The organism is Flavitalea plasmicola (assembly GCF_030546645.1).
Lineage (GTDB): Bacteria > Bacteroidota > Bacteroidia > Chitinophagales > Chitinophagaceae > Puia.
Genome location: NZ_JAUOTO010000006.1, coordinates 123,876 through 143,789 on the forward strand (window position 1 = coordinate 123,876; position 19,914 = coordinate 143,789).

Below are 19,914 nucleotides of genomic sequence, written 5' to 3' on the forward strand. Positions count from 1 at the left end.
TAATATTTTTTACCCTATCTTCGCCATCCGTTCAAAAAAACGAACGGTTAGCAAAGCGGACCACCGGTCCGCTGGCCGAAGGCCCATCATAAGCCGTGCACAGGGTATGGGTTAATTTTCGGAGTAAGCTATACCCTGTGCTATAAATACTATGTCTATTATTCAGCAAATCCGGGAAAAAGCCGCCTGGTTAGTTTTTGGTCTGATTGCTTTGAGCCTTATTGGCTTTCTTCTGATGGATGCCTTCGTGGGAAGAAGCCGTCTTTTCGGCAACCGCTCTACTACAGTAGGCACTGTCAATGGAGAGAAGATAGAATATAATGACTTCCAGAGATTGGTATCCCTGCAGGAAGAGCAATATAAAAGGAGCGGCTATCCTATGAATGAAGGAATGCAGCAGAATATCCGGGAAGGGGTATGGAGGCAAATGATAGAAGATGCCCTCCTCACCGGTGATGAAAATACGCTGGGGCTGGAAGTGACTGACAAGGAGATCAATGATATGCTGGTCGGTGCCAATGCCATTCAGGATATAAAAAGAGCATTCACGGATCCGAAGACGGGAGTATTCGACGCCCAGGCCGCGGCAGCCAGGATCAACCAGATGCGCCAGCTTTGGAAAGCAGGACCGAAGAAGAACGCAGATAATAGAGAATACGAAGCCGCCCGCAGTTTTTTTGAAGAGTCTGTTCCCCAGATCGCAAAGATGCGGCTGCGTGAAAAATATACTTCCCTGTTGGCCAACAGCGCATTTGTCCCTAAATGGATGCTGGAAAAAGGAAATGCCGACAACAGCCAGCTCGCTTCCATTTCATATGTCAACACGCCTTATTTCACCATTCCCGATAGTGCTGTAAAAGTGTCGGAAAGTGAAATAGCGGACTACGTAAACGAGCATAAGGATCAGTTCCACCAGGAAGAAGGCCGGAGCATCGCCTATGTGGTATTCGACGCATCACCCAATGCCGCTGACAGCGCCGCGCTTCGCCAGCAGCTGACGGACATGAAAGCCGATTTCGCTAAATCCGATAAGCCCGAAGCCTTCCTCGCCCGCATGGGTTCCGAACAGCAATATTTCGACGGCTATAAAGGCAAGTCCCAGATCATGGTACCCAATAAGGACTCCATCTTCGCACTGGCCAAAGGACAGGTCTACGGTCCCTACCTGGACGCCGGCAGCTATGTACTGGCGAAAAAGATAGATGAGAAGTTAATGCCGGACTCCGTGAAGGCCCGCCACGTCCTGGTGGCAACCGCAGACCGCAATGGACAGACCTTGCTGCCTGACAGCGTGGCCAAGGCAAGGATCGACAGCGTTAAAAATCTCCTCGAACATGGCATCAGTTGGGATACCGTTGCGCTTAAATATTCCGACGATGGCGGCGGTCCCGATGGCGGATCCAAAGCAAAAGGCGGCGACCTGGGCTACTTTGCCAACGGACAGATGGTAAAGGAATTCAACGATTTTTCTTTTGAAGGGAAAAAGGGAGATGCGAAGATCGTCAAGACCCAATTCGGCTATCATTATGTGCAGATCGTCGATCAGAAGAATATCGAGCCGGCATATAAGATAGCTTACCTCTCCAAAAGGATCGAGGCCAGCAACGAGACAGACCAGCGCGTTTCCGGCATGGCATCTCAGTTCGCCGGGGAGAATCATGACCCCAAAGCCTTTGACCAGGCCATCCAGAAAAATAATTATCAGAAGCTCCTGGCGCCCGATATTCAGCCTTCCGAATTCTCTATCCCCGGAGTGGGGGCCAGCCGTTCCCTGGTACGCTGGATCTATGAAGGCAAACTGGGAGATGTCTCTGAACCCTTCCCCGTCGGAGATAAATATATAGTGGCCGAGATCACGGAGATCAATGCCGAAGGATTGATGTCGGCAGCCAAGGCCCGTGGCCAGGTAGAGCCCATCCTGCGGAATAAGAAAAAAGCCGAGATCATTATGAAGAAGCTGGGGACCCCCGCTTCCCTGGAAGCCGCCGCCGCCTCCGCTGGTGCCGGACAATCAGTCCAAAGGGCCGACAGCGTATTGTTCTCTTCACCCATGATCCCCAATGCCGGTCAGGAACCCAAGGTAATTGGCTCAGCCTTCAACAAGGCGCTGGCAGGCAAGCCCGCTTCCCCGCCCATCGCAGGCAATGGCGGCGTCTTCGTGATAAAAGTGGAGAACGTCAGCGCAACCTCCAACCTCAATGCCGACCTGCAGCAACAACGGTTCATGCAGGAACAGCAGCAGAAGTCCCGGATCTTCGGGACGCTGATGGAAAGCCTGCGCAAACAGGCTAAAGTGAAGGATGACAGGGGTAAATTTTACTAAAGTATAGCTAAATAAAAAGCCCCGCAGCACGCTGCGGGGCTTTTATTTTTATAGCTACGCGAATCCCCTCCGTGTCGTACCTTTGCCTCATCAACTCCAGTCTATGAGCGAAGAGATCGTCAATAAAGTAGCGCAGAGCGCCCTGCAGACTCTCGACCTCGAAGAATATTATCCCCGCGAAGAGATCGTGTTGTTCGACCTGAAGCCCTATCTTTTTATGGAAAAGATCCTCCGGGAGAAAGATTTCAGGGCTGCCCTCCAGCAGATCGACTGGAACCAATACCAGGACAAGATCGTTGCCGTCACCTGTTCCGTGGACGCCATCATACCCCTCTGGTCTTACATGCTGATTGCCGTCAACCTGCAACCTTTTGCCCGCGACATCATCATGGGAGATGAACAGACAGCCCTTCAACAGGTGTTTCTTTCCAGGCTTGCCGCCATCGACATACAGGAATTTGCGGACAAACGCATCATCGTAAAAGGATGCGGAGATTTGCCACTGGGCGGATTCGCCTATATGGAGATTGCCAAACGACTGCGCCCCGTTGTGAAAAGCATCATGTACGGAGAGGCCTGCAGCAATGTGCCCGTGTACAAGAAGAAGTAGGTCCGACGACTGCAAGCCACAAGCCACATAACGAACCGGAGGTTCGTTGTCCGGACATTCAAATACCATCGCTATGGATGTAGAGATATTGGCCAGGATACAGTTCGCTTTCACCATTGCTTTCCACTATATTTATCCTCCCCTCAGCATCGGTCTGGGTCTGGTCCTCGTCATTATGGAAGGACTGTACCTTAAGACAGGCAACAGGATTTACGAGCAGGCCGTAAGATTTTGGATCCGCATCTTCGCATTGATCTTCGGCATCGGCGTCGCCACCGGCATCATCATGGAATTCGAATTCGGCACTAACTGGGCCACTTACTCGAAATATGTAGGTGATATTTTTGGCAGCGCACTGGCCGCCGAGGGTATCTTCGCCTTCGCCCTCGAATCCGGATTCCTGGGCGTCCTCATCTTCGGCTGGAAACGGGTGAGCCCCCGGGTTCATTTCATTTCAACCATCATGGTATTCTTCGGCTCTCTTTTCTCCGCCGTCTGGATCGTCGTGGCCAACTCCTGGCAGCAGACGCCCGCAGGTTACCACATCGTGGGAGAAGGCCTGAAGGCCCGCGCAGAGATCACGGATTTCTGGGCCATGGTCTTCAACCCCTCCAGCATAGACCGCCTCCTCCATGTCTGGATCGCCGCCATCCTCGCCGGCGCCTTCCTCGTCCTCAGTGTCAATGCCTGGTATATACTCCATAAAAAACACCTGGAGATAGCACGCCCTTCCTTCAAGATCGCCCTGGCCGTCGCCACGGTGTTTTCACTGCTGCAATTGTTCACTGGCCATCGCAGCGCGGACGGCGTCTCTAAATATCAGCCCGCAAAGCTGGCCGCGATGGAAGGACATTACGACAGCTCCTCCCGCGCCGACATGTATCTCTTCGGCTATGTCGACAATCGCAACGGCAGGACCAGTGGCCTTAAGATCCCCGGCGGTCTATCCTTCCTCGTGCATGGCGACTTCAACGCACCCATCCGGGGACTACGCTCCTTCAAGCCGGACGAACGGCCTTCGCAGGTCAACAGCGTCTTTCAGTTCTATCACCTGATGGTGGCCATCGGCACCGGCATGATCGCGCTCACCCTCTTCGGCAGCTGGCTTTGGTGGAAAGGAAAGCTCTTCGACAAACGATGGCTCATGTGGATATTCGCGTACAGCGTGCTCTTGCCGCAGATAGGCAACCAGGCCGGCTGGTTCACCGCCGAATTGGGCCGCCAGCCCTGGGTAGTATATGGCTTGCTAAAAACCTCTGACGGACTTTCAAAGATCGTCACTGCCAACCAGATCATCTTCTCGCTGATCCTGTTCACCCTCGTCTATATCGTCCTGTTTGTGCTTTTTCTTTTCTTAATGCACAGGAAGATCGAGCACGGACCTGTAGATTATGGAACGCGTGAAGAGATTGAAGACGGCGCAAGACGTGATAACCCGATTTTAGAACACTAGTCTAACCAAACCAAAAACCCATGCATACTTTTTTAGGCGTGGATTACAATCAGTGGTGGTTCCTCGTTTTCGGGGCCGTGATCAGCGGTTATGCCATCCTCGACGGATTCGACCTGGGCGCCGGCGCTCTCCACCTCTTTCTGAATAAAGAACAAAGCCGCCGCATCGCCATCAATGCCATCGGACCCATCTGGGATGGAAATGAAGTTTGGCTGGTCATCGGGGGTGGTGCCCTGTTCGCCGGATTCCCCGTAGCCTATGCCGCCATCTTTTCAGCCTTTTATATCCCTTTCATGGTCTTCCTCATCGGCCTCATCTGGCGGGGCGTTGCCATCGAATTCCGCAGCAAGGAACCCATGCGCTGGTGGCGCAAGACCTGGGACATTGTCTACTGCGTGGCCAGCATCATCATCTCCCTTTCCCTGGGACTCATGCTGGGCAACGTCGTGGAAGGATTGCCGCTGAACAAGGACATGGAGTTCACGGGTGACTGGCTCTATTTCTTCAACCCCTTCGCCATCTTCGTCGCCATCACCACCCTGGCGCTTTTCATGATGCACGGGGCCATCTTTCTCACCATGAAGACAGAGAATCGCCTCTATGTAAAAATGCACCTGCTCTCAAATAATTTCACCATTTTTTTTGTTGTCAGCTTTGTCATCACCACGCTGTATACATTGCTGTATATTCCACACCTGAGCGATTTCTTCAAAGCACGCCCGGGGTATTTTGTCATTCCCTTGTTGATGACCCTCTGCATCGCCAACATCCCCCGGCAGATAAAAAAAGGAAAATACCGCTACGCCTTTATCAGCTCCGCCGTCACCATCGCCCTGCTGCTGATCATGGTGGCCCTGGAAGTTTTTCCTTATTTATTGTATTCCCCCCAGCATCCCAACAATAGCATAACGGTGTACAATGGCGCCTCTTCGCAGCAGACAGTAAAGATCCTGCTGATCATCGCGCTCATCGGCACGCCGCTGGTGGCAACCTATACCACTTTTGTATTCTGGACCTTCAAAGGAAAAGTAAAGCTGGACGAAATGAGCTACTAGCGCCTAGCCACAAGCTGCAAGCCTCAAGCTACAAGTCGTTTAATTAAGCCTGGCTTGTAGCTAACAGCTTGTAGCTTGAAGCTTATAGAAGCGTTCCCTGCATGACTAAGAACGCCACCGTGAAATAAATGACCAGACCGGTCACATCCACCAGCGTCGCTACAAAGGGCGCGGAAGAAGCCGCCGGGTCTGCGCCCAGCTTTTTTAAGATCAGGGGCAGCATGCTGCCCGACAAAGTTCCCCAGATGACGACCCCGATCAGGGAGAAGAAAACAGTGGCCGCCACTTTCATCCAATGTACGCCATACGTTTGTATATGAAACTCCTGCCAGATAGCCACCCGCAAAAAACCGACGATGCCGAGGATCAAGCCCAGCACAAGCCCCGACATCACTTCCCGCCGCATCACCCGCCACCAGTCGCGGAAACCGATCTCCCCCAGGGCCATTGCGCGGATGATGATGGAAGAAGCCTGGCTCCCGGAATTGCCCCCGCTGGAGATGATCAACGGGATGAACAGGGCCAGCACTACGGCCTTGCTGATCTCCCCTTCGAAATGCCCCATGGCCGTAGCCGTCAGCATTTCACCCAGGAATAAGATAATGAGCCAGCCGGCCCTTTTCCGGATGAGACTGACAAAGGAGATGGTATTATAGGGTTCGTCCAGCGCTTCGGAACCCCCGATCTTCTGCATTTCACGGGTATCTTCGGATTCAGCCAGTCGCAGCACATCATCCAGCGTGACGATACCCAGCAACATGCCGTTGTCATCCGTGACAGGGAGGGCATACCGGCTATTGTTCCGGAAAACTTTGATCGCCTCTTTCTGCGGATCGTTTACTTTCAGGGCGATAAATTGATTATCCATGATCTGGCTGACGGTCGTCTCCGGATCCACCACCAGGAAATCTTTTATATTGATATCGTCGATCAGGACGCCCTTGTCATCCACAACGAACAGCCAGTTCAGGGTTTCCGAAGCCTTGCCCCGCTGCCGGATGACCTGTAGTACACCCCGGCAGGTCTCGGACATCCTGATCGCCACATAGTCCGGCGTCATCAGCCTGCCCACGGAACCTTCCGCATATCCCAGCAGCTCCAGCGTCTTGGCCCGGTGCTCCGGCGTGAGCACTTTCAACAGTTCTTTCACGGCACTACCCGGCAGCTCGGACAGAAAGGCCGTCCGGTCATCGGGTTGCATGGCATTCAGGATCTCCGCCGCCTTTTCCTCGGGCAAGGCGTTGAGGATGGATTGCTGCTTGTTCTTCCGGATGAACTTGAAGGATTTGGCGACATTCTTCGCATCCAGGTGCTGGAAAAGCCTCACCGCCCACTGAGGGGTGTGCCGGTTGGTAAACTCCGCAATATCACGGGGCGTCAGCTTGTTCAGCTTGACAAAGTCAGTGAGCTTATTATGCTGCAACAGGTTTTTGATATCATTAAAGCTGGCCATACTTCAAAAATACGGAAAGACAGTACGCAAACTTCGTGCTGGGAAAGCGCCAGGGGATCACTGCCCAAAACTTTTACGGCGACAGCAGCTCGTCGATCTTGTGTATCACGAAAACATTCCCGGCAGGCTGGTTACCCGTCAACACATGGGCAGGGGTGGAATTCCCGGTGCCGGAAAACTGCAGCACGCCACCCGAAACGCCTACTGTCAGCGACCCGCCCTGTACGGTCGTCACACTGGTCAGCCCGCTCAACGTATTGGTGAACAGCCGCTCCGTCAGCACATGATATTTCGCCAGGTTCAGCATGGTATTGAAGTCGGCCGAATCGATCATGCCAACGCTGTCATAGCCCGCATTGCGCCAGGCATCGTTCACAGGGGCCAGCACCGTATAATTGCCCTGCGTTTGTATCAGGGTGGTATCCAGCCTTGTACGGCTGAACAGCTCGGTAGTAAAGGAAAGGGTGCTATCGCTGGACAACTGGTAGAGCAGGGAGTCCATGGGCGATAAAAGCAGGGAATTCAGCTTGTAGATCAACGCTTTCCCCACCTCGGCCGTATCTCCCACGACAGTCCCGTTAAACCAGGTCTGGTTGCCGTCCAGCTCGCCGAAAATGGAAAAACCCAGGTGCGTAGGGTAGGACGTATAGCTGTTGGTAGAAGGCGTAGCCCTTTGAGGAATAAAATGGTAGCTGATGATACGATCCGCAACGGATGGCTTCAGCGAATCGATAATGACTTCCGTATAACCCGCAGCGCGGAAAGCCGAATTGGTAGGGATCAGCAGGGTAACGGAATTGTCCGCCAGCAGCCTCGTTTCATTGGCCGTCAGCAACATGCGGTGGTAAAGGCTCAGGCTGGTATCGGTATTGATCAGCGACTGCAAAGGAGTAAGCGGATTGCTCACGGCCTGAGAAGACTTTTTACAGGCGCCCAGGCTCAGGAGTAAAAGGATCAAACACCCCGGAAAAAAGCTTTTTTGCACCATACATAAAACATTTATAAAGCTGCAAGCCGCAAGCTACAAGCTGCAAGGGGGAGAGTTAATTAAGCCTGGCTTGTAGCTATCCTACAGTCGCTCGTACAGTTTCCGCAGCCGCTCCCGGGTCATGACCTTCTCCCAATCCTTCCCCAGCGCATTTTCCCACAGCGGCTTCATGACGAGAGAAACGTCAATCATCGCGTTGAATTGTTCGTCCGACAGACCTTTTGTGATATGTTGTGGAATATCGATCTTATTTTTCTCCACCATCTTCTTGAACTCATAGACCCCATCCGGGTAGAACTCCTCCAGCTTGTCAAAGACGATACAGTTGCCGATCCCATGCTTGGTGCCCAGCAGGTAGGAAAGGCCATAGCTTACGGCATGCGCTACCCCCACCTGGGAATAGGCGATGCTCATTCCCCCCGCATACGAAGCCATCATCAGCTGGTCATCGCTTTCCGCATCCCAGCGGTCTTTTTCGACAAACACTTTCTGGCACAGTTGCAGCGCCTTTTCGCCATAGCTGCGGCTGAACTCATTCAGGTAGGTCCCCGTAAGGCTTTCGATACAATGGATATAGCAGTCCATCCCCGTGTAAAAACGCTGGTTCACCGGCGCATCCGCCGTCAGCTCCGGATCCAGTACGATCTGGTCGAAAGGCGTAAAGTCCGAGTTCATCCCCAGCTTCTTGGTAGGTCCCGTCAGCACCGTCGTCCGGGAAACCTCCGCCCCCGTGCCGCTGAGCGTAGGGATACCTGCCTTATATACACCCGGGAATTTCACCAGGTCCCAGCCCTGGTAGTCGGCCGAAGAGCCGGGGTTGGTCATCATGAGAGAGACGGCCTTGGCCAGGTCCATCGCAGAGCCGCCGCCAATGCCGATGACCCCGCTCACCGTACCGAACTCCTGGCGGATCTCAGCCGCCAGCTGGTCGACATATTTGGTCTTCGGCTCCAGGGTGACGTCCACATAGATCACCTTGTCCTTCCCCCTTACGGGGATTCGCTTGGCCAAAGGCTTATTTTCAAAAAAATGGTCGAGTAAAAAGATCATGGGAGCATCTCCCTTCCGTTGAGGGGCAAGGATCTCATCCAGCTGGGAAAAGCTTCCCCGGCCATAGATAACATAGCCCACCATCTTAAAATTCCGGAATTTATTCACGCTCATAAAGGGATCGAAATTGAGGCTGCAAGGTAGTAAAAAAGCTGCAAGCAGCGAGCACCAAAACAGCTACAAGCGTCAAGCTGCAAGCTACAAGTGTGGTCCTAATAAGTCCTGGCTTGCAGCTTGTAGCTAGTAGCTTGCAGCTAATTCGCAGCTTGCCGCTCATGGCTAGCTCACAAGCGCCGCCGCCCCAAACACCCCCGCACTGTCCCCCAGGCTGGGCTTCAGCAAAGGCACTTCCACCCGGTTGTTGAAGATAAACTGCCCCAACGCTTCCAGCCCTTTCGTATAGATATCATCCATATTCCCAACACCGCCGCCCACGACGATGACATCCGGGTCCAGCATGTTGGTGATGACGCTGACGCTTTTGCCGAAGAAATGACACAGCCGCTCGATCGTTTTATCCGCCGCGGGATCCGACCCTTCCCGGTGCCGGGACGCGATATCCTTTAACTTTATATGGGTGCCCGTAAGGGACTTATAATACCTTTCCAACGCAGGACCCGATATCACCGTTTCCACGCAGCCCGTCCTGCCGCAATAACAAGGGCCGCCGGATTCATCCAGGAAATTGTGGCCCCATTCCCCCCCGATGCCATGCCGCCCCTCCCAGATCTTTCCGTTCATGACGATGCCGCCTCCGACACCGGTGCCCATGATAATCCCGAAAACCATCCGGGCCTCCGGCGCTTTCTGCCTGACGATCCCCAGGTGTGTCTCCGCCAGAGCAAAACAGTTGGCGTCATTGGCCAGCACAAAAGGGATCTCCAGGCGATCCTGCAGATCTTTTAGCAACGGCATACCATTGAGGACCGTGGTATTGGCATTCTTCATGGTCTGCAGGGTCGGGTCCAGCACACCGGGGGTACCCATGCCGATGGCGCTGGGCTTCAGACCGGACTGCTTTTCCATTTCTTTCACCAGCCGTCCTATCTGCCCGATGATATGATCATAACCTTTGGATGCTTCTGTGTCCACGCGTGTGCGGACGATGGGAGTAGGATTATCAAGGGACTCCAATATGACCCCTTCTATTTTGGTTCCGCCGAGGTCAAAACCCCATAATGCTTTGTTCATGCAGTTGAAATTGTGCACAATTGGACTCTTTGAAAAATCTAGTCCAATTGCGCCAAATATTTAATATCGGTCCTTCTCGGTCGTAACCTTGCGGTTACGGACAACGAACTTTTGGTTCGTTTCGGCCGTAAATTTAGGGGATCAAGATTTTAGCAAATCGAAAAACGCAAGGACTTGCACAGAAAAAGAAAAAAAATCATTATAACACCCAGGACAAACTTAATGTCCGGACATTATTTTAGCAGCCCTCTCCAGGTCCGCCGGCGTATCGATCTCCACACCCATATAGGAAGTGACCACCATTTTCATCGGAACCCCATTCTCTAAATAGCGCAGACATTCTATCTTCTCCACCGCCTCCAGCGGACTCACGGGCCATGCGGTAAATTGCAGCAACGCCTGTTTACGGAAAGCGTATACACCGATATGTTCATAATACACCGGAGCTGCTGACGCATCCCGGGGATAAGGGATCACGCTGCGGCTGAAAAAAAGCGCGTTATTGAATTTATCCAGCGCCACCTTCACATAGTTCGGATCATCGATGAATCTTTGCTCCTTCAGCACCTGCACCAGCGAACCCACCTGTACCTTACGCCCCTCCTCGCCCTGGAACACCGCCAACAATTTCTCCAGTGGCTCTTTTTGTACGAAAGGCTCATCGCCCTGTACGTTGACGACAATCTCCACGTCCATGTCGGCAACAGCCTCGGCAATGCGGTCGCTGCCGCTCTGATGTTCACGGATGCTCATTTTCGCCTTCCCCCCATGCCCGGTGATCTCCCGGAAGATGACATCGCTGTCCGTCACGACCACCACTTCATCGAATAGCCCCGTCGCCACCGTATTGTCATAAGTATGGCGGATCACCGTCTTGTCGCCCAGCACCTGCATCAGTTTGGCAGGGAAACGGGTAGCGGCATAACGGGCTGGGATCATGGCGATTGTCTTCATAAAAGAAATTGAAGCCCCAAAAGTACTTTTTTCCAGCTGTCGGACAAATGGGTCATTTTTTTATTTATATTTAGTAAATCTAACGCCAGCGCCTGCCACACTCGTCCAATGGACATTATTTCTCCAAAACTAACCATGTATGCATACCAGCGAACTGCTTAATAGCTACACCGTGGATCCCGGCACCTGGGACGAAATGTATTCTGAGCCAGAACGAACCGGAGGTTCGCTGACCGCAGGACAGACATTAGATTCAGTAAGGGGGCAATACCGCGGCGTGGTGGATTTCATGCAGCAGATGAGCATTGAAGAGCTGAATAAAAAAGAAGAGCTGGCAAAGAGACTCTTCATGAGCCAGGGCATTACCTTCACCGTCTACAGCAGCGGGGAGGGCATCGAAAAGATCTTCCCTTTCGACATCATCCCCCGCATCATCACCGCCGCGGAATGGAAATATATTGAAGAAGGCATCCGCCAGCGGCTGAAGGCCCTCAACCTCTTTCTCAAGGATGTCTATACCAACCAGTTCATCCTGAAGGACGGCATCGTCCCCGTGGAGATGGTGTACAGCTGCCCGCATTACCTCCGGGAAATGCATGGGTTCCACGTACCGCATGACCTGTACGTCCACATCGCGGGCATCGATCTCATACGCGACCACGACGGCACTTTTTGTATTCTGGAAGACAACCTGCGCACCCCCAGCGGGGTAAGCTATATGCTGGAGAACCGGGAGATCACCAAGCGGCTCTTCCCGGACCTGCTCCCCGGTAATAATGTACGCTCCGTCACAGACTATCCTAATATCCTTCACCGTAACCTCGTCTCCCTCTCCCCGCGACAGACGGCCCACCCAACGGTCGTCGTCCTCACCCCGGGGATCTACAATTCAGCCTATTTCGAACACACCACCCTGGCCCGGTTGATGGGAGTAGAGCTGGTAGAAGGAAGGGACCTGGTCATCGACAACCACCGGGTCTATATGAAGACGACGTCAGGCCTCCAGCAGGTGGATGTCATCTATCGCAGGGTGGACGATGAATTCCTTGACCCGCTGGTCTTCAATCCCGACAGCATGCTGGGCGTTGCCGGCATCATGAGCGCTTACCGCAAAGGAAATGTCGCGATTGTGAATGCCGTAGGGAATGGCGTCGCTGACGACAAAGCGATCTATACCTATGTACCGGCCATGATACGCTACTACCTGAATGAAGAGCCCATCCTGAAAAATGTGCCAACGTACCAGCTGGGTAACGCGGACGAAAGAGAGCATGTTTTCGCCAGCATGCAAAAGATGGTGATCAAAAAAACGAACGAGAGCGGAGGCTACGGCATGTTGATGGGCCACACGGCCAGCGACGAAGAGATCAGCCGCTATAAGATGGAGATCCTGAAAGATCCCCGGCAGTACATCGCCCAGCCCATTATCAATCTGTCATCGGCGCCCTGTTATATGAATGGGAAGCTGAAACCCCGCCGCATCGACCTGCGCCCCTATGCCCTCTGCGGACCGGACGGTATCCAGATCGTCCCCGGCGGCCTCACGAGAGTGGCGCTCCGCGAAGGATCGCTGGTGGTGAATTCGTCCCAGGGCGGCGGCAGCAAGGACACGTGGGTTTTGGCGGGTTAATGCCGCCGCCCCATCATAGGCGTCTAACCACACCAAACCCCCAGGCCGTCAGGCCAGGACTTAAAAAACGAGCAAAAAGACCCCGTAGAAAAAACAAAGAACATGCTGAGCAGAGTCGCTGACAGTTTATATTGGATGAGCCGCTATATGGAGCGCACAGATGGTATCCTCCGGATGCTAAGAATAAATTATGCCTCCTCCCAGGATGATATACAGGAGTTCTCCTGGAAGCCCGTACTCCGCATCTTCAGCTATGTCGACGAGGAAGGCGCGACAAGGATGGCGCACAACACCCGGGCCGTGCTGCAATACATGGTGACAGACAGGGAGAACAGTAATTCCGTATTGAATATCATCACCCGCGCCAGAGAGAATGCCCGCAGCGTACAGGACCACATCACCAAAGAGCTGTGGCAATGCCTGAACGACTTTTACCACACCATCCGCGATGAAAAGCTGAACCACGACCTCCAGCGGGAAGACCCCATCTCCATCCTGGACATCCTCATCAAACAAGGGATGATCTATTTCGGTACCCTGGATGTCACCATGGCCAGGGGGGAGGGCTACGCTTTCATCAACATCGGCAAATACCTGGAAAGGGGCGTACAGTCGGCTGATATCCTCGACGTGAAGTTCAGCGACATGAATTACGACTTCGCCAAGACGGATACGACTTACTGGAAATACCTGCTCCTGTCCATTTCAGGATATGAGCTCTACCTAAAGACCTATCGCAGCGGCTTCGACGCACGGAATGTCGTGGAGCAGACCGTGCTGAATGAAGATTTCCCCCGCTCCATCCTCTACTCGGCGGGTCAGCTGCACCGCTATTTCGAAAGGCTGAAAGGGGAGCGTAACCAGGAGGCTTTCAGGCACATCGACTTTATGATCGGCAAGATCAAAAGCAAGGTCCGGTACTCCACCGTGGAATCCATCATGGCCCAGGGCCTCCACACCTACCTCAATGGAATAAAGGACGATCTCTACCAGGTAGGCATTGCGCTTAACCAACACTACTTTGCGTACACATGAATACTCTCCCGGCGCCATTACCCGATTTTGCTTATTTTTACCCCATGCCCCGATTTAGCATCCACCACATTACGAAGTACACCTATGAAGGTCCGGTGAGGGACAGCGCCAACCAGATCGTTCTTTTTCCCATCAAGGACGAATACCAGGAAGTGCTGAAGCAGGATATCACCATCACCGGCGACCCCATGGTGGACATCTACAAGGATTATTACGGCAATGAGATAGGGTCTTTCACCAATGCCGAATCGCACACAAATCTTATTATTGACTCAAGGCTGGAAGTGATCACGAAGCCCCGGCCCCCGCTGGTGGACGACGCTCCCCTGGAGCAGCAGTGGGCCGCGTTGCGGGACATCCGCTGGCAGGTGCCCTATATAGATTTTCTCAAACAGGAAAAATTCGCTTCCCTGGCAGAGCTTCTCGACCATGCCCGTCCCGAAGACAAGCTTACCCTCACGCCCCTGCAGGTTGCACAGGAGCTAAGGACCTACGTTTACGATAATTTCAAGTATATCAAAGGCGTCACCACCGTGGAGACGACACCCGATGAAGTGTGGAAGCTGAAAGCAGGCGTTTGCCAGGACTTCGCCCATATCCTGCTCGTGCTCCTGCGGCAGATCAACATCCCCGCCCGATATGTCAGCGGCTACATCTGCCCCAATAAGAATGGCATGCGGGGCGAAGGCGCTACGCATGCCTGGATCGAAGCCTTTATCCCCGGCAATGGCTGGGTAGGCCTGGACCCCACCAATAATTGCATTGCAGACGATCTCCACGTACGCCTGGCCGTTGGTCGCAGCTTCTCCGACTGCTCGCCTGTAAAAGGCACGTACAAAGGGACAGCCGGACAAACCCTCGAAGTGGGCGTATCCGTATCTTATGAGAGTGGAAAAACCACGGAAGATACGACGACGATACTGACTCCGCAGGCCGTACGCAACGGTAACGCTTCAGGGGAACAGAATTCTTATCGTCGTTATATGGAGATGATGCAGCAACAACAGCAACAGCAACAGCAATAGTATGAGACAATTCTAATGCCATAATGGCTCATTTTCCCAGTCGCCAGGGAATCCCAACGCGTTCAAATCAACATTTTGATACTTTTGAAATAGAAGCGCCAACTTCATTTTATAAGAATGTCCGGGGCTAACGACATCTATCAGATACTTCATACAACTAGCATGTATATATAACATGTGATGCTCATTCACCGGAGGCACATTTTTAAGCCACGGTGCAGGAGGGCGGGGGAGAAGATTCGGCCTTCCAGGAAGGTTCTTATTCCATAATCGCCCATGATGAGCACAGATGTTCCTGATTTGGGCTATCGATAATAACCAGCTTGGTAAAAACGTATGATTTACTGTGTTTAGCTCTGCCGCTATAATATCTTTTGATTTAACAGACGGCTTTAGATTGCCATATAATTTAGACAAGCTGCCAAAAGTTGTTATTTCCAATGTCTTCCAGGCAGGAGGGAATCGGAGATCGGACTTATATCTTTTTATGTGGTCTTTAATGAATATGTCTTTTGATCTGTCTAACTCCTCTTCAATAGCTGCTATTGTTTTTATGTATTCTCTCGTGTTTATAAATAATTCAGACTTTTGAAACCACCACGGTCCATGCTCATGTGAAAGATGATAGATCATTTTTGTCCTGAGCCCAATTTCAATTCTTTCGATAATATCAAAGAATAATAATCTTAGTTCTCTATCAAAATTATACAAGGCAATGACATCTTCAAATCTGCTATTGGGCTTGAAAATATGATTAATCTTATCTGCCTGCATGGGCCACCAATAACCGGCAAGGCGGTAATAGCTGATATTAGATAAGTAATGTCTGGCCATGGAATCATCAGAGATCTGCAATCCTCTGTTTTTTAGTTGAGCTATTTGATCCTCAATGGATGTTTCCTGCTTATTATATATCATAGCTGTATATATAAAAAAACCTTCCCGACAAGCCTTGACTTGCTCTCTGGGAAGGACACTATCTTGAATGTGGAACGTTATAAAAGCAAAAGACTCACCCTGGGACGCTGTTCTGATGGGTAGCGTGGTGAGTACTGTTAGCACAAAGGTAATATTTTCTTTAGTCCATGCATAAAAAAATCACAGGCAAAGACCTCCCAGGAACATGAGTGTGAATCTCCCCAATAATCACATTGATAATCAATCAACTAACACATCCTCGGATCCTTTGCCTTCAGCTGCCTCTCTTTCCCGAAACTTCCCACCGGCCGGTGGCCGGTACTTCCCAAACGGCATTTGCAGCAATTTGCCCATCCGGTTGTGCTCTTCCTCCGCAGGGTAAGTGTCGATCCCATAATGCAGCGACCGAGTATCCTCCACGTAAGCAAAGGTCCCGAACAGGCTGTCCCAGATAGAAAAGATATTCCCGTAATTGGTGTCCGTCAGGGGCTGCACGTGATGATGATGGACCTTGTGCATGTCCGGAGACACGATGAACCAGGAGATGGCTTTATCCAGCCGCTTCGGCAGCGAAATATTGGCATGGTTGAACTGGGACAGCAGCACCGACAAAGCTTGATAGAAAAACACCAGCCACAACGGAGCGCCCGTAATGACGACAGCCAGCAAAGTGAAGACGGCCCGGAAGACGCTTTCTCCCGGATGATGCCGGTTCGCGGTGGTCGTATCCACCCAGACGTCACTGTGATGGATCAAATGGAACTTCCACATCCATTTCACCTGGTGCTGCAGCCAATGGATAAAATATGCCCCGATCAGGTCCAGTAGCAAGAGGCCCGCCACCGTAAATAGCCAAAGGGGCATGTGGACGACATACAGCAGTCCCATCTTATGCACGCTACCGTATTGGCTGGCGCGGACGATCAGCGTGGCAAAGGCAAAATTGATGATAATGGTCGTCAGCGTAAAGAAGAGGTTGAGACCCGCGTGACGCACCTTACGGTATCGGAATCGGACCAGTGGCACCACACCTTCCAGCATCCAGAATAATACCAGGCCCCCGGCGATGATCACGCTGCGCTCCCAGGGCTGAATATGGTCGAAATAATAGGCAAGCTTTTCCATAGCAACGCTCCTGCATATCGTTTAACAGGAAGTTACAAAAAAAACCGCTATGCGCCGCCTGCGGAAAAAAAGAGCTTCAGCGCTTCGGCAGTCTCTTCCGGCGCCTCTTCAGGAAAAAAATGCCCGCCGCGGATCGCTTGTCCACGCACGTCATTTGCCCATCCCCGCCAGATTGCAAGGGGGCCGCCAACGGGATCATACCAGTTATCCAGCGCATTATCTGCGCTCCAGAGCACCAGCACCGGACAATCGATCCGCCGCCCGTGCACCATGTCTTCATGATCATGTTCATAATCCAGGGTGGCTGCCGCACGAAACTCTTCACATATGGCATGCGCATGCGCCGGATCCCGCAGGGGTTCGACATACGCGGCTCTTATAAAAGGCGGAAAAACGACATCGGGCGATCCCCAATGCGTGGCAGCATCTTCGATGATGGCCTCAGGCGCGCCGGCGATCAGCTGCTCCGGGAAAGGCGCCGGCTGCGACAGGAGCGACCATGGCCAAAAGGAAGTGGCAAGCTGCCGGTCTGCCCGGTCCCAGGCTTCGCCGATAGGTATGATATCGAGCACCGCCAGCTTGTCGATCCGGTCCGGGTGATCGAGCGCAAGCCGGTAGGCTACGCGGCCCCCCCGGTCATGCCCTGCCACGGAGAAGCGGGAAAAGCCAAGCTGCTCCATCACGGAAACCATGTCCTCCGCCATCGCCCGCTTGGTATAAGGCGTATGCATCGGGTCCGAAACGGGACAACCGCTGCCGCCATACCCGCGAAGGTCAGGATAGACCACGGTAAAATTTGCCGCAAGTAAAGGGGCGACATCCCGCCACATGAGGTGGGTCTCAGGAAAACCATGCAGCAGCAACAAACCCGGTCCCGTACCCAGCTTACGCAAAAAGATCGTTGTGACCCCGGTGGAGATCTCCAGTGTCCTTGAGCTATCTAATAACATGCGTTTATGGTACAGGAAGCAAACCTAATGCCCCGAACGGTCGACCTGCTCCAGCAGCTCGACGGCCCGCTCGGCCTGGGTGGGATACACCATCAGCTTCATACCTCCCAGCGCCGGGCTGAGGAAGGGATCCAGTGTGATGATATGTTCATCCTGCAAGTGACAGTTGATACCAGCATCCTGCAGCATGGTGAGGGAAATGTGCGCAGAGATGTAATTGTCAAAGGATCGCAATTGAACAAAATCCATACCCCCAATTTACAAAAAAAAAGCGAACCACAGGTTCGCTGGCCGAAGGCCCATCATATGAGGTTTTCTGTCGAAGGGTAAATTTTATATCACCCGTAGACAGAAAAAAGGCCTGACATTTCGGTCAGGCACATATTTCAAAAAGTTAACAATCTTAACTGTTCAGCATCAATGGCATCACCAGCATCAGCACCTCCTCATTCTCATCCTGCTCCATCGGCTTGATGATCCCGGCCTTCGTAGGCGTAGACAATTCCATCCGCACCTCGTCCGAATCCGTAGATCCCAGCATCTCGATCAGGAAGCGTGCATTGAAGGCGATCGCAAGATCTTCCCCGTCATACTGGCATTTCATCCGCTCGTTCCCCTCGAAAGAGAAATCCACATCCTGGGCCGTCAGCTGCAATTCGCTGCCCTGGATATTCAGCACCACCTGGTTCGTGCTCTTGTTACTGAAAATGCTCACCCGGCGAAGGGCGCTCTGAAAATCGTTGCGGCTTACCACGAGCTTATAGGGGTTGTCTGCGGGAATGACCACTTTATAATCAGGGAATCGGGCGTCTATCAGCCGGCAGCTCATCTGTGTGGTGCCATGCGACACGAAAAGATGGTTGCTGTTATAGCTGATGGTGATCTCGTCCTCGTTGGAAGGCAGGGCTGACTTCAACAGGTTCAGGGGCTTCTTCGGCACGATCAGGCTGTCGCTTTTGGGACAGCTGACATCCGTGCGTTTATAGCGCACCAGCCGGTGTGCATCCGTCGCTACAAATTGCAGCCCCTTCTTATCCATTTCGAAGAAGACGCCCGTCATGGCGGGACGCAGATCGTCACTGCTCACGGCAAACAAGGTTTTGTTAATAGCCGTCACCAGCGCCGAGGACGTCGTGGTAAAAGAAGTGGTCTCGTCCGTGGCAGGCTCTTTCGGGAAATTATCGGGATTTTCGCCCATGACCTTATATTTTCCGTTGTCGCTGGTGAGCTCCACCGCAAAATGCTTGTCGATATTGAAGGTCAGGGGCTGGTCGGGAATATTTTTCAGCGAGTCCATGAGGATCTTGGCAGGGATGCAGACTTTACCGGTGTCCTTGGCTTCAATTTCCAGGTGGACTTTCATGACGGTCTCCAGGTCGGTGGCGACTACGGTCAGCTTATTTTTTTCAACTTCAAACAGGAAATCTTCGAGGATTGGCAAGACGGTATTCGCATTGATGACGCCGCTGATCTGTTGCAATTGTTTCAATAAAGCCGAGGACGAAACGATAAACTTCATGGAATGGTATCTTTGAGGCGAAACTACTGATTTTTGGTTAATGGCCAACTTATTCGGCCGGGCGGGGACCCCCGTTCCTCCAATTGTTAATTTTTTGTGACTAACCCGGCCGGCCACCTCCGGATTGTTCGTAAATTTGCAGCGAATGATCCGCCGGCAACAATTGTCCCCCGACCAGGCCCTTCAGAAAGCAAGGCATTACTGCTCCTACCAGGAGCGCTGCCACTCCGAGGTAAAGGAAAAGCTCTACAGCTTCGGACTAAGAAAAAATGACGTGGAAACCGCCCTGTCCCAGCTCATCGAAGACAACTACCTTAATGAAGAACGCTTTGCCGTCCAGTTCGCCGGCGGCCGGTTCCGCCTGAAACATTGGGGAAAGGTGAAGATCCGTTACGAGCTCAGGCAAAAGCAGGTGGGAGATTATTGCATCAAAAAAGCCCTCGCCGCCATCAGCGAGGACGACTACGCCCGCGCACTGGCTAAGCTGGCAGAGGCAGAATGGGAATCCCTGAAAAATGAAGAACCGTTCCTTCGCCGCCAGAAAGTACAGGCCTACCTGGTCCGGAAAGGCTATGAGACCGACAGGATACAGGCAGCCCTGGCCCAAATAGAGGAGAATATGTAAATTTACACCG

At 52.5% G+C, this 19,914-nt stretch carries 18 protein-coding genes; 8 read left to right on the forward strand and 10 right to left on the reverse strand.

The window, feature by feature from the left end:
* The first annotated feature begins 151 nt into the window (after positions 1-151).
* From Q4E93_RS22235 to cydB, 4 genes are all read left to right on the forward strand, one after another.
* A complete protein-coding gene (locus Q4E93_RS22235) occupies positions 152-2,323 on the forward strand; it encodes a peptidylprolyl isomerase (protein WP_303589035.1) in 2,172 nt (723 codons plus the stop codon).
* Between the two features lie 103 nt (positions 2,324-2,426).
* Positions 2,427-2,933: a DUF2480 family protein gene (locus Q4E93_RS22240; protein WP_303589037.1), complete on the forward strand. Its 507-nt coding sequence runs from the start codon at positions 2,427-2,429 to the stop codon at positions 2,931-2,933.
* Positions 2,934-3,006: 73 nt separating this feature from the next.
* On the forward strand, positions 3,007-4,386 hold the full coding sequence (locus Q4E93_RS22245; protein ID WP_303589039.1) for a cytochrome ubiquinol oxidase subunit I: 1,380 nt from the start codon (positions 3,007-3,009) through the stop codon (positions 4,384-4,386).
* Positions 4,387-4,406: 20 nt separating this feature from the next.
* The gene (gene cydB / locus Q4E93_RS22250) at positions 4,407-5,441 is read left to right on the forward strand and encodes a cytochrome d ubiquinol oxidase subunit II (protein ID WP_303589040.1); all 1,035 of its coding nucleotides are present in this window, start codon (positions 4,407-4,409) and stop codon (positions 5,439-5,441) included.
* A gap of 82 nt (positions 5,442-5,523) precedes the next feature.
* Here the strand turns inward: cydB and mgtE are convergent, their stop codons facing one another.
* The 5 genes from mgtE to kdsB all read right to left on the reverse strand — a co-directional run bounded on the left by mgtE (position 5,524) and on the right by kdsB (position 11,077).
* A complete protein-coding gene (gene mgtE, locus Q4E93_RS22255; protein ID WP_303589042.1) occupies positions 5,524-6,894 on the reverse strand; it encodes a magnesium transporter in 1,371 nt (456 codons plus the stop codon).
* A 73-nt stretch (positions 6,895-6,967) separates the two neighbouring features.
* Entirely contained in the window at positions 6,968-7,852 is an 885-nt protein-coding gene (locus Q4E93_RS22260) for a fasciclin domain-containing protein (RefSeq protein WP_303589044.1), read from the reverse strand.
* A gap of 111 nt (positions 7,853-7,963) precedes the next feature.
* Complete coding sequence (locus Q4E93_RS22265) at positions 7,964-9,046, reverse strand: iron-containing alcohol dehydrogenase family protein (protein ID WP_303589047.1); 1,083 nt, start codon at positions 9,044-9,046, stop codon at positions 7,964-7,966.
* Between the two features lie 165 nt (positions 9,047-9,211).
* On the reverse strand, positions 9,212-10,123 hold the full coding sequence (locus tag Q4E93_RS22270) for an ROK family protein (protein ID WP_303589049.1): 912 nt from the start codon (positions 10,121-10,123) through the stop codon (positions 9,212-9,214).
* Positions 10,124-10,342: 219 nt separating this feature from the next.
* Positions 10,343-11,077 (reverse strand): 3-deoxy-manno-octulosonate cytidylyltransferase, encoded by a 735-nt coding sequence (gene kdsB / locus Q4E93_RS22275; protein ID WP_303589051.1) that lies wholly within the window; start codon positions 11,075-11,077, stop codon positions 10,343-10,345.
* A 139-nt stretch (positions 11,078-11,216) separates the two neighbouring features.
* Here kdsB and Q4E93_RS22280 point away from each other — a divergent pair, with 139 nt between their 5' ends.
* From Q4E93_RS22280 to Q4E93_RS22290, 3 genes are all read left to right on the forward strand, one after another.
* On the forward strand, positions 11,217-12,707 hold the full coding sequence (locus Q4E93_RS22280; protein WP_303589053.1) for a circularly permuted type 2 ATP-grasp protein: 1,491 nt from the start codon (positions 11,217-11,219) through the stop codon (positions 12,705-12,707).
* Between the two features lie 102 nt (positions 12,708-12,809).
* Positions 12,810-13,742: an alpha-E domain-containing protein gene (locus Q4E93_RS22285; protein ID WP_303589055.1), complete on the forward strand. Its 933-nt coding sequence runs from the start codon at positions 12,810-12,812 to the stop codon at positions 13,740-13,742.
* 44 nt (positions 13,743-13,786) lie between these two features.
* Complete coding sequence (locus tag Q4E93_RS22290) at positions 13,787-14,767, forward strand: transglutaminase family protein (protein ID WP_303589056.1); 981 nt, start codon at positions 13,787-13,789, stop codon at positions 14,765-14,767.
* 12 nt (positions 14,768-14,779) lie between these two features.
* Here the strand turns inward: Q4E93_RS22290 and Q4E93_RS22295 are convergent, their stop codons facing one another.
* From Q4E93_RS22295 to dnaN, 5 genes are all read right to left on the reverse strand, one after another.
* Positions 14,780-15,829 (reverse strand): Abi family protein, encoded by a 1,050-nt coding sequence (locus Q4E93_RS22295; protein WP_303589058.1) that lies wholly within the window; start codon positions 15,827-15,829, stop codon positions 14,780-14,782.
* A gap of 96 nt (positions 15,830-15,925) precedes the next feature.
* The gene (locus Q4E93_RS22300) at positions 15,926-16,810 is read right to left on the reverse strand and encodes a sterol desaturase family protein (protein ID WP_303589059.1); all 885 of its coding nucleotides are present in this window, start codon (positions 16,808-16,810) and stop codon (positions 15,926-15,928) included.
* Positions 16,811-16,857: 47 nt separating this feature from the next.
* A complete protein-coding gene (locus Q4E93_RS22305) occupies positions 16,858-17,760 on the reverse strand; it encodes an alpha/beta fold hydrolase (RefSeq protein ID WP_303589061.1) in 903 nt (300 codons plus the stop codon).
* Between the two features lie 24 nt (positions 17,761-17,784).
* On the reverse strand, positions 17,785-18,009 hold the full coding sequence (locus Q4E93_RS22310; protein WP_303589063.1) for a putative signal transducing protein: 225 nt from the start codon (positions 18,007-18,009) through the stop codon (positions 17,785-17,787).
* A gap of 154 nt (positions 18,010-18,163) precedes the next feature.
* A complete protein-coding gene (dnaN, locus tag Q4E93_RS22315) occupies positions 18,164-19,279 on the reverse strand; it encodes a DNA polymerase III subunit beta (protein WP_303589065.1) in 1,116 nt (371 codons plus the stop codon).
* 145 nt (positions 19,280-19,424) lie between these two features.
* Here dnaN and Q4E93_RS22320 point away from each other — a divergent pair, with 145 nt between their 5' ends.
* Entirely contained in the window at positions 19,425-19,904 is a 480-nt protein-coding gene (locus tag Q4E93_RS22320; RefSeq protein ID WP_303589067.1) for a regulatory protein RecX, read from the forward strand.
* The last annotated feature ends 10 nt before the right edge of the window (positions 19,905-19,914 follow it).

Coding starts and splice junctions, on each gene's coding strand:
- Q4E93_RS22235 (WP_303589035.1), top strand. CDS start 152: ATGTCTATTATTCAGCAAATCCGGGAAAAAGCCGCCTGGTTAGTTTTT.
- Q4E93_RS22240 (WP_303589037.1), top strand. CDS start 2,427: ATGAGCGAAGAGATCGTCAATAAAGTAGCGCAGAGCGCCCTGCAGACT.
- Q4E93_RS22245 (WP_303589039.1), top strand. CDS start 3,007: ATGGATGTAGAGATATTGGCCAGGATACAGTTCGCTTTCACCATTGCT.
- cydB (WP_303589040.1), top strand. CDS start 4,407: ATGCATACTTTTTTAGGCGTGGATTACAATCAGTGGTGGTTCCTCGTT.
- mgtE (WP_303589042.1), bottom strand. CDS start 6,894: ATGGCCAGCTTTAATGATATCAAAAACCTGTTGCAGCATAATAAGCTC.
- Q4E93_RS22265 (WP_303589047.1), bottom strand. CDS start 9,046: ATGAGCGTGAATAAATTCCGGAATTTTAAGATGGTGGGCTATGTTATC.
- Q4E93_RS22270 (WP_303589049.1), bottom strand. CDS start 10,123: ATGAACAAAGCATTATGGGGTTTTGACCTCGGCGGAACCAAAATAGAA.
- kdsB (WP_303589051.1), bottom strand. CDS start 11,077: ATGAAGACAATCGCCATGATCCCAGCCCGTTATGCCGCTACCCGTTTC.
- Q4E93_RS22280 (WP_303589053.1), top strand. CDS start 11,217: ATGCATACCAGCGAACTGCTTAATAGCTACACCGTGGATCCCGGCACC.
- Q4E93_RS22285 (WP_303589055.1), top strand. CDS start 12,810: ATGCTGAGCAGAGTCGCTGACAGTTTATATTGGATGAGCCGCTATATG.
- Q4E93_RS22290 (WP_303589056.1), top strand. CDS start 13,787: ATGCCCCGATTTAGCATCCACCACATTACGAAGTACACCTATGAAGGT.
- Q4E93_RS22300 (WP_303589059.1), bottom strand. CDS start 16,810: ATGGAAAAGCTTGCCTATTATTTCGACCATATTCAGCCCTGGGAGCGC.
- Q4E93_RS22305 (WP_303589061.1), bottom strand. CDS start 17,760: ATGTTATTAGATAGCTCAAGGACACTGGAGATCTCCACCGGGGTCACA.
- Q4E93_RS22310 (WP_303589063.1), bottom strand. CDS start 18,009: ATGGATTTTGTTCAATTGCGATCCTTTGACAATTACATCTCTGCGCAC.
- dnaN (WP_303589065.1), bottom strand. CDS start 19,279: ATGAAGTTTATCGTTTCGTCCTCGGCTTTATTGAAACAATTGCAACAG.
- Q4E93_RS22320 (WP_303589067.1), top strand. CDS start 19,425: ATGATCCGCCGGCAACAATTGTCCCCCGACCAGGCCCTTCAGAAAGCA.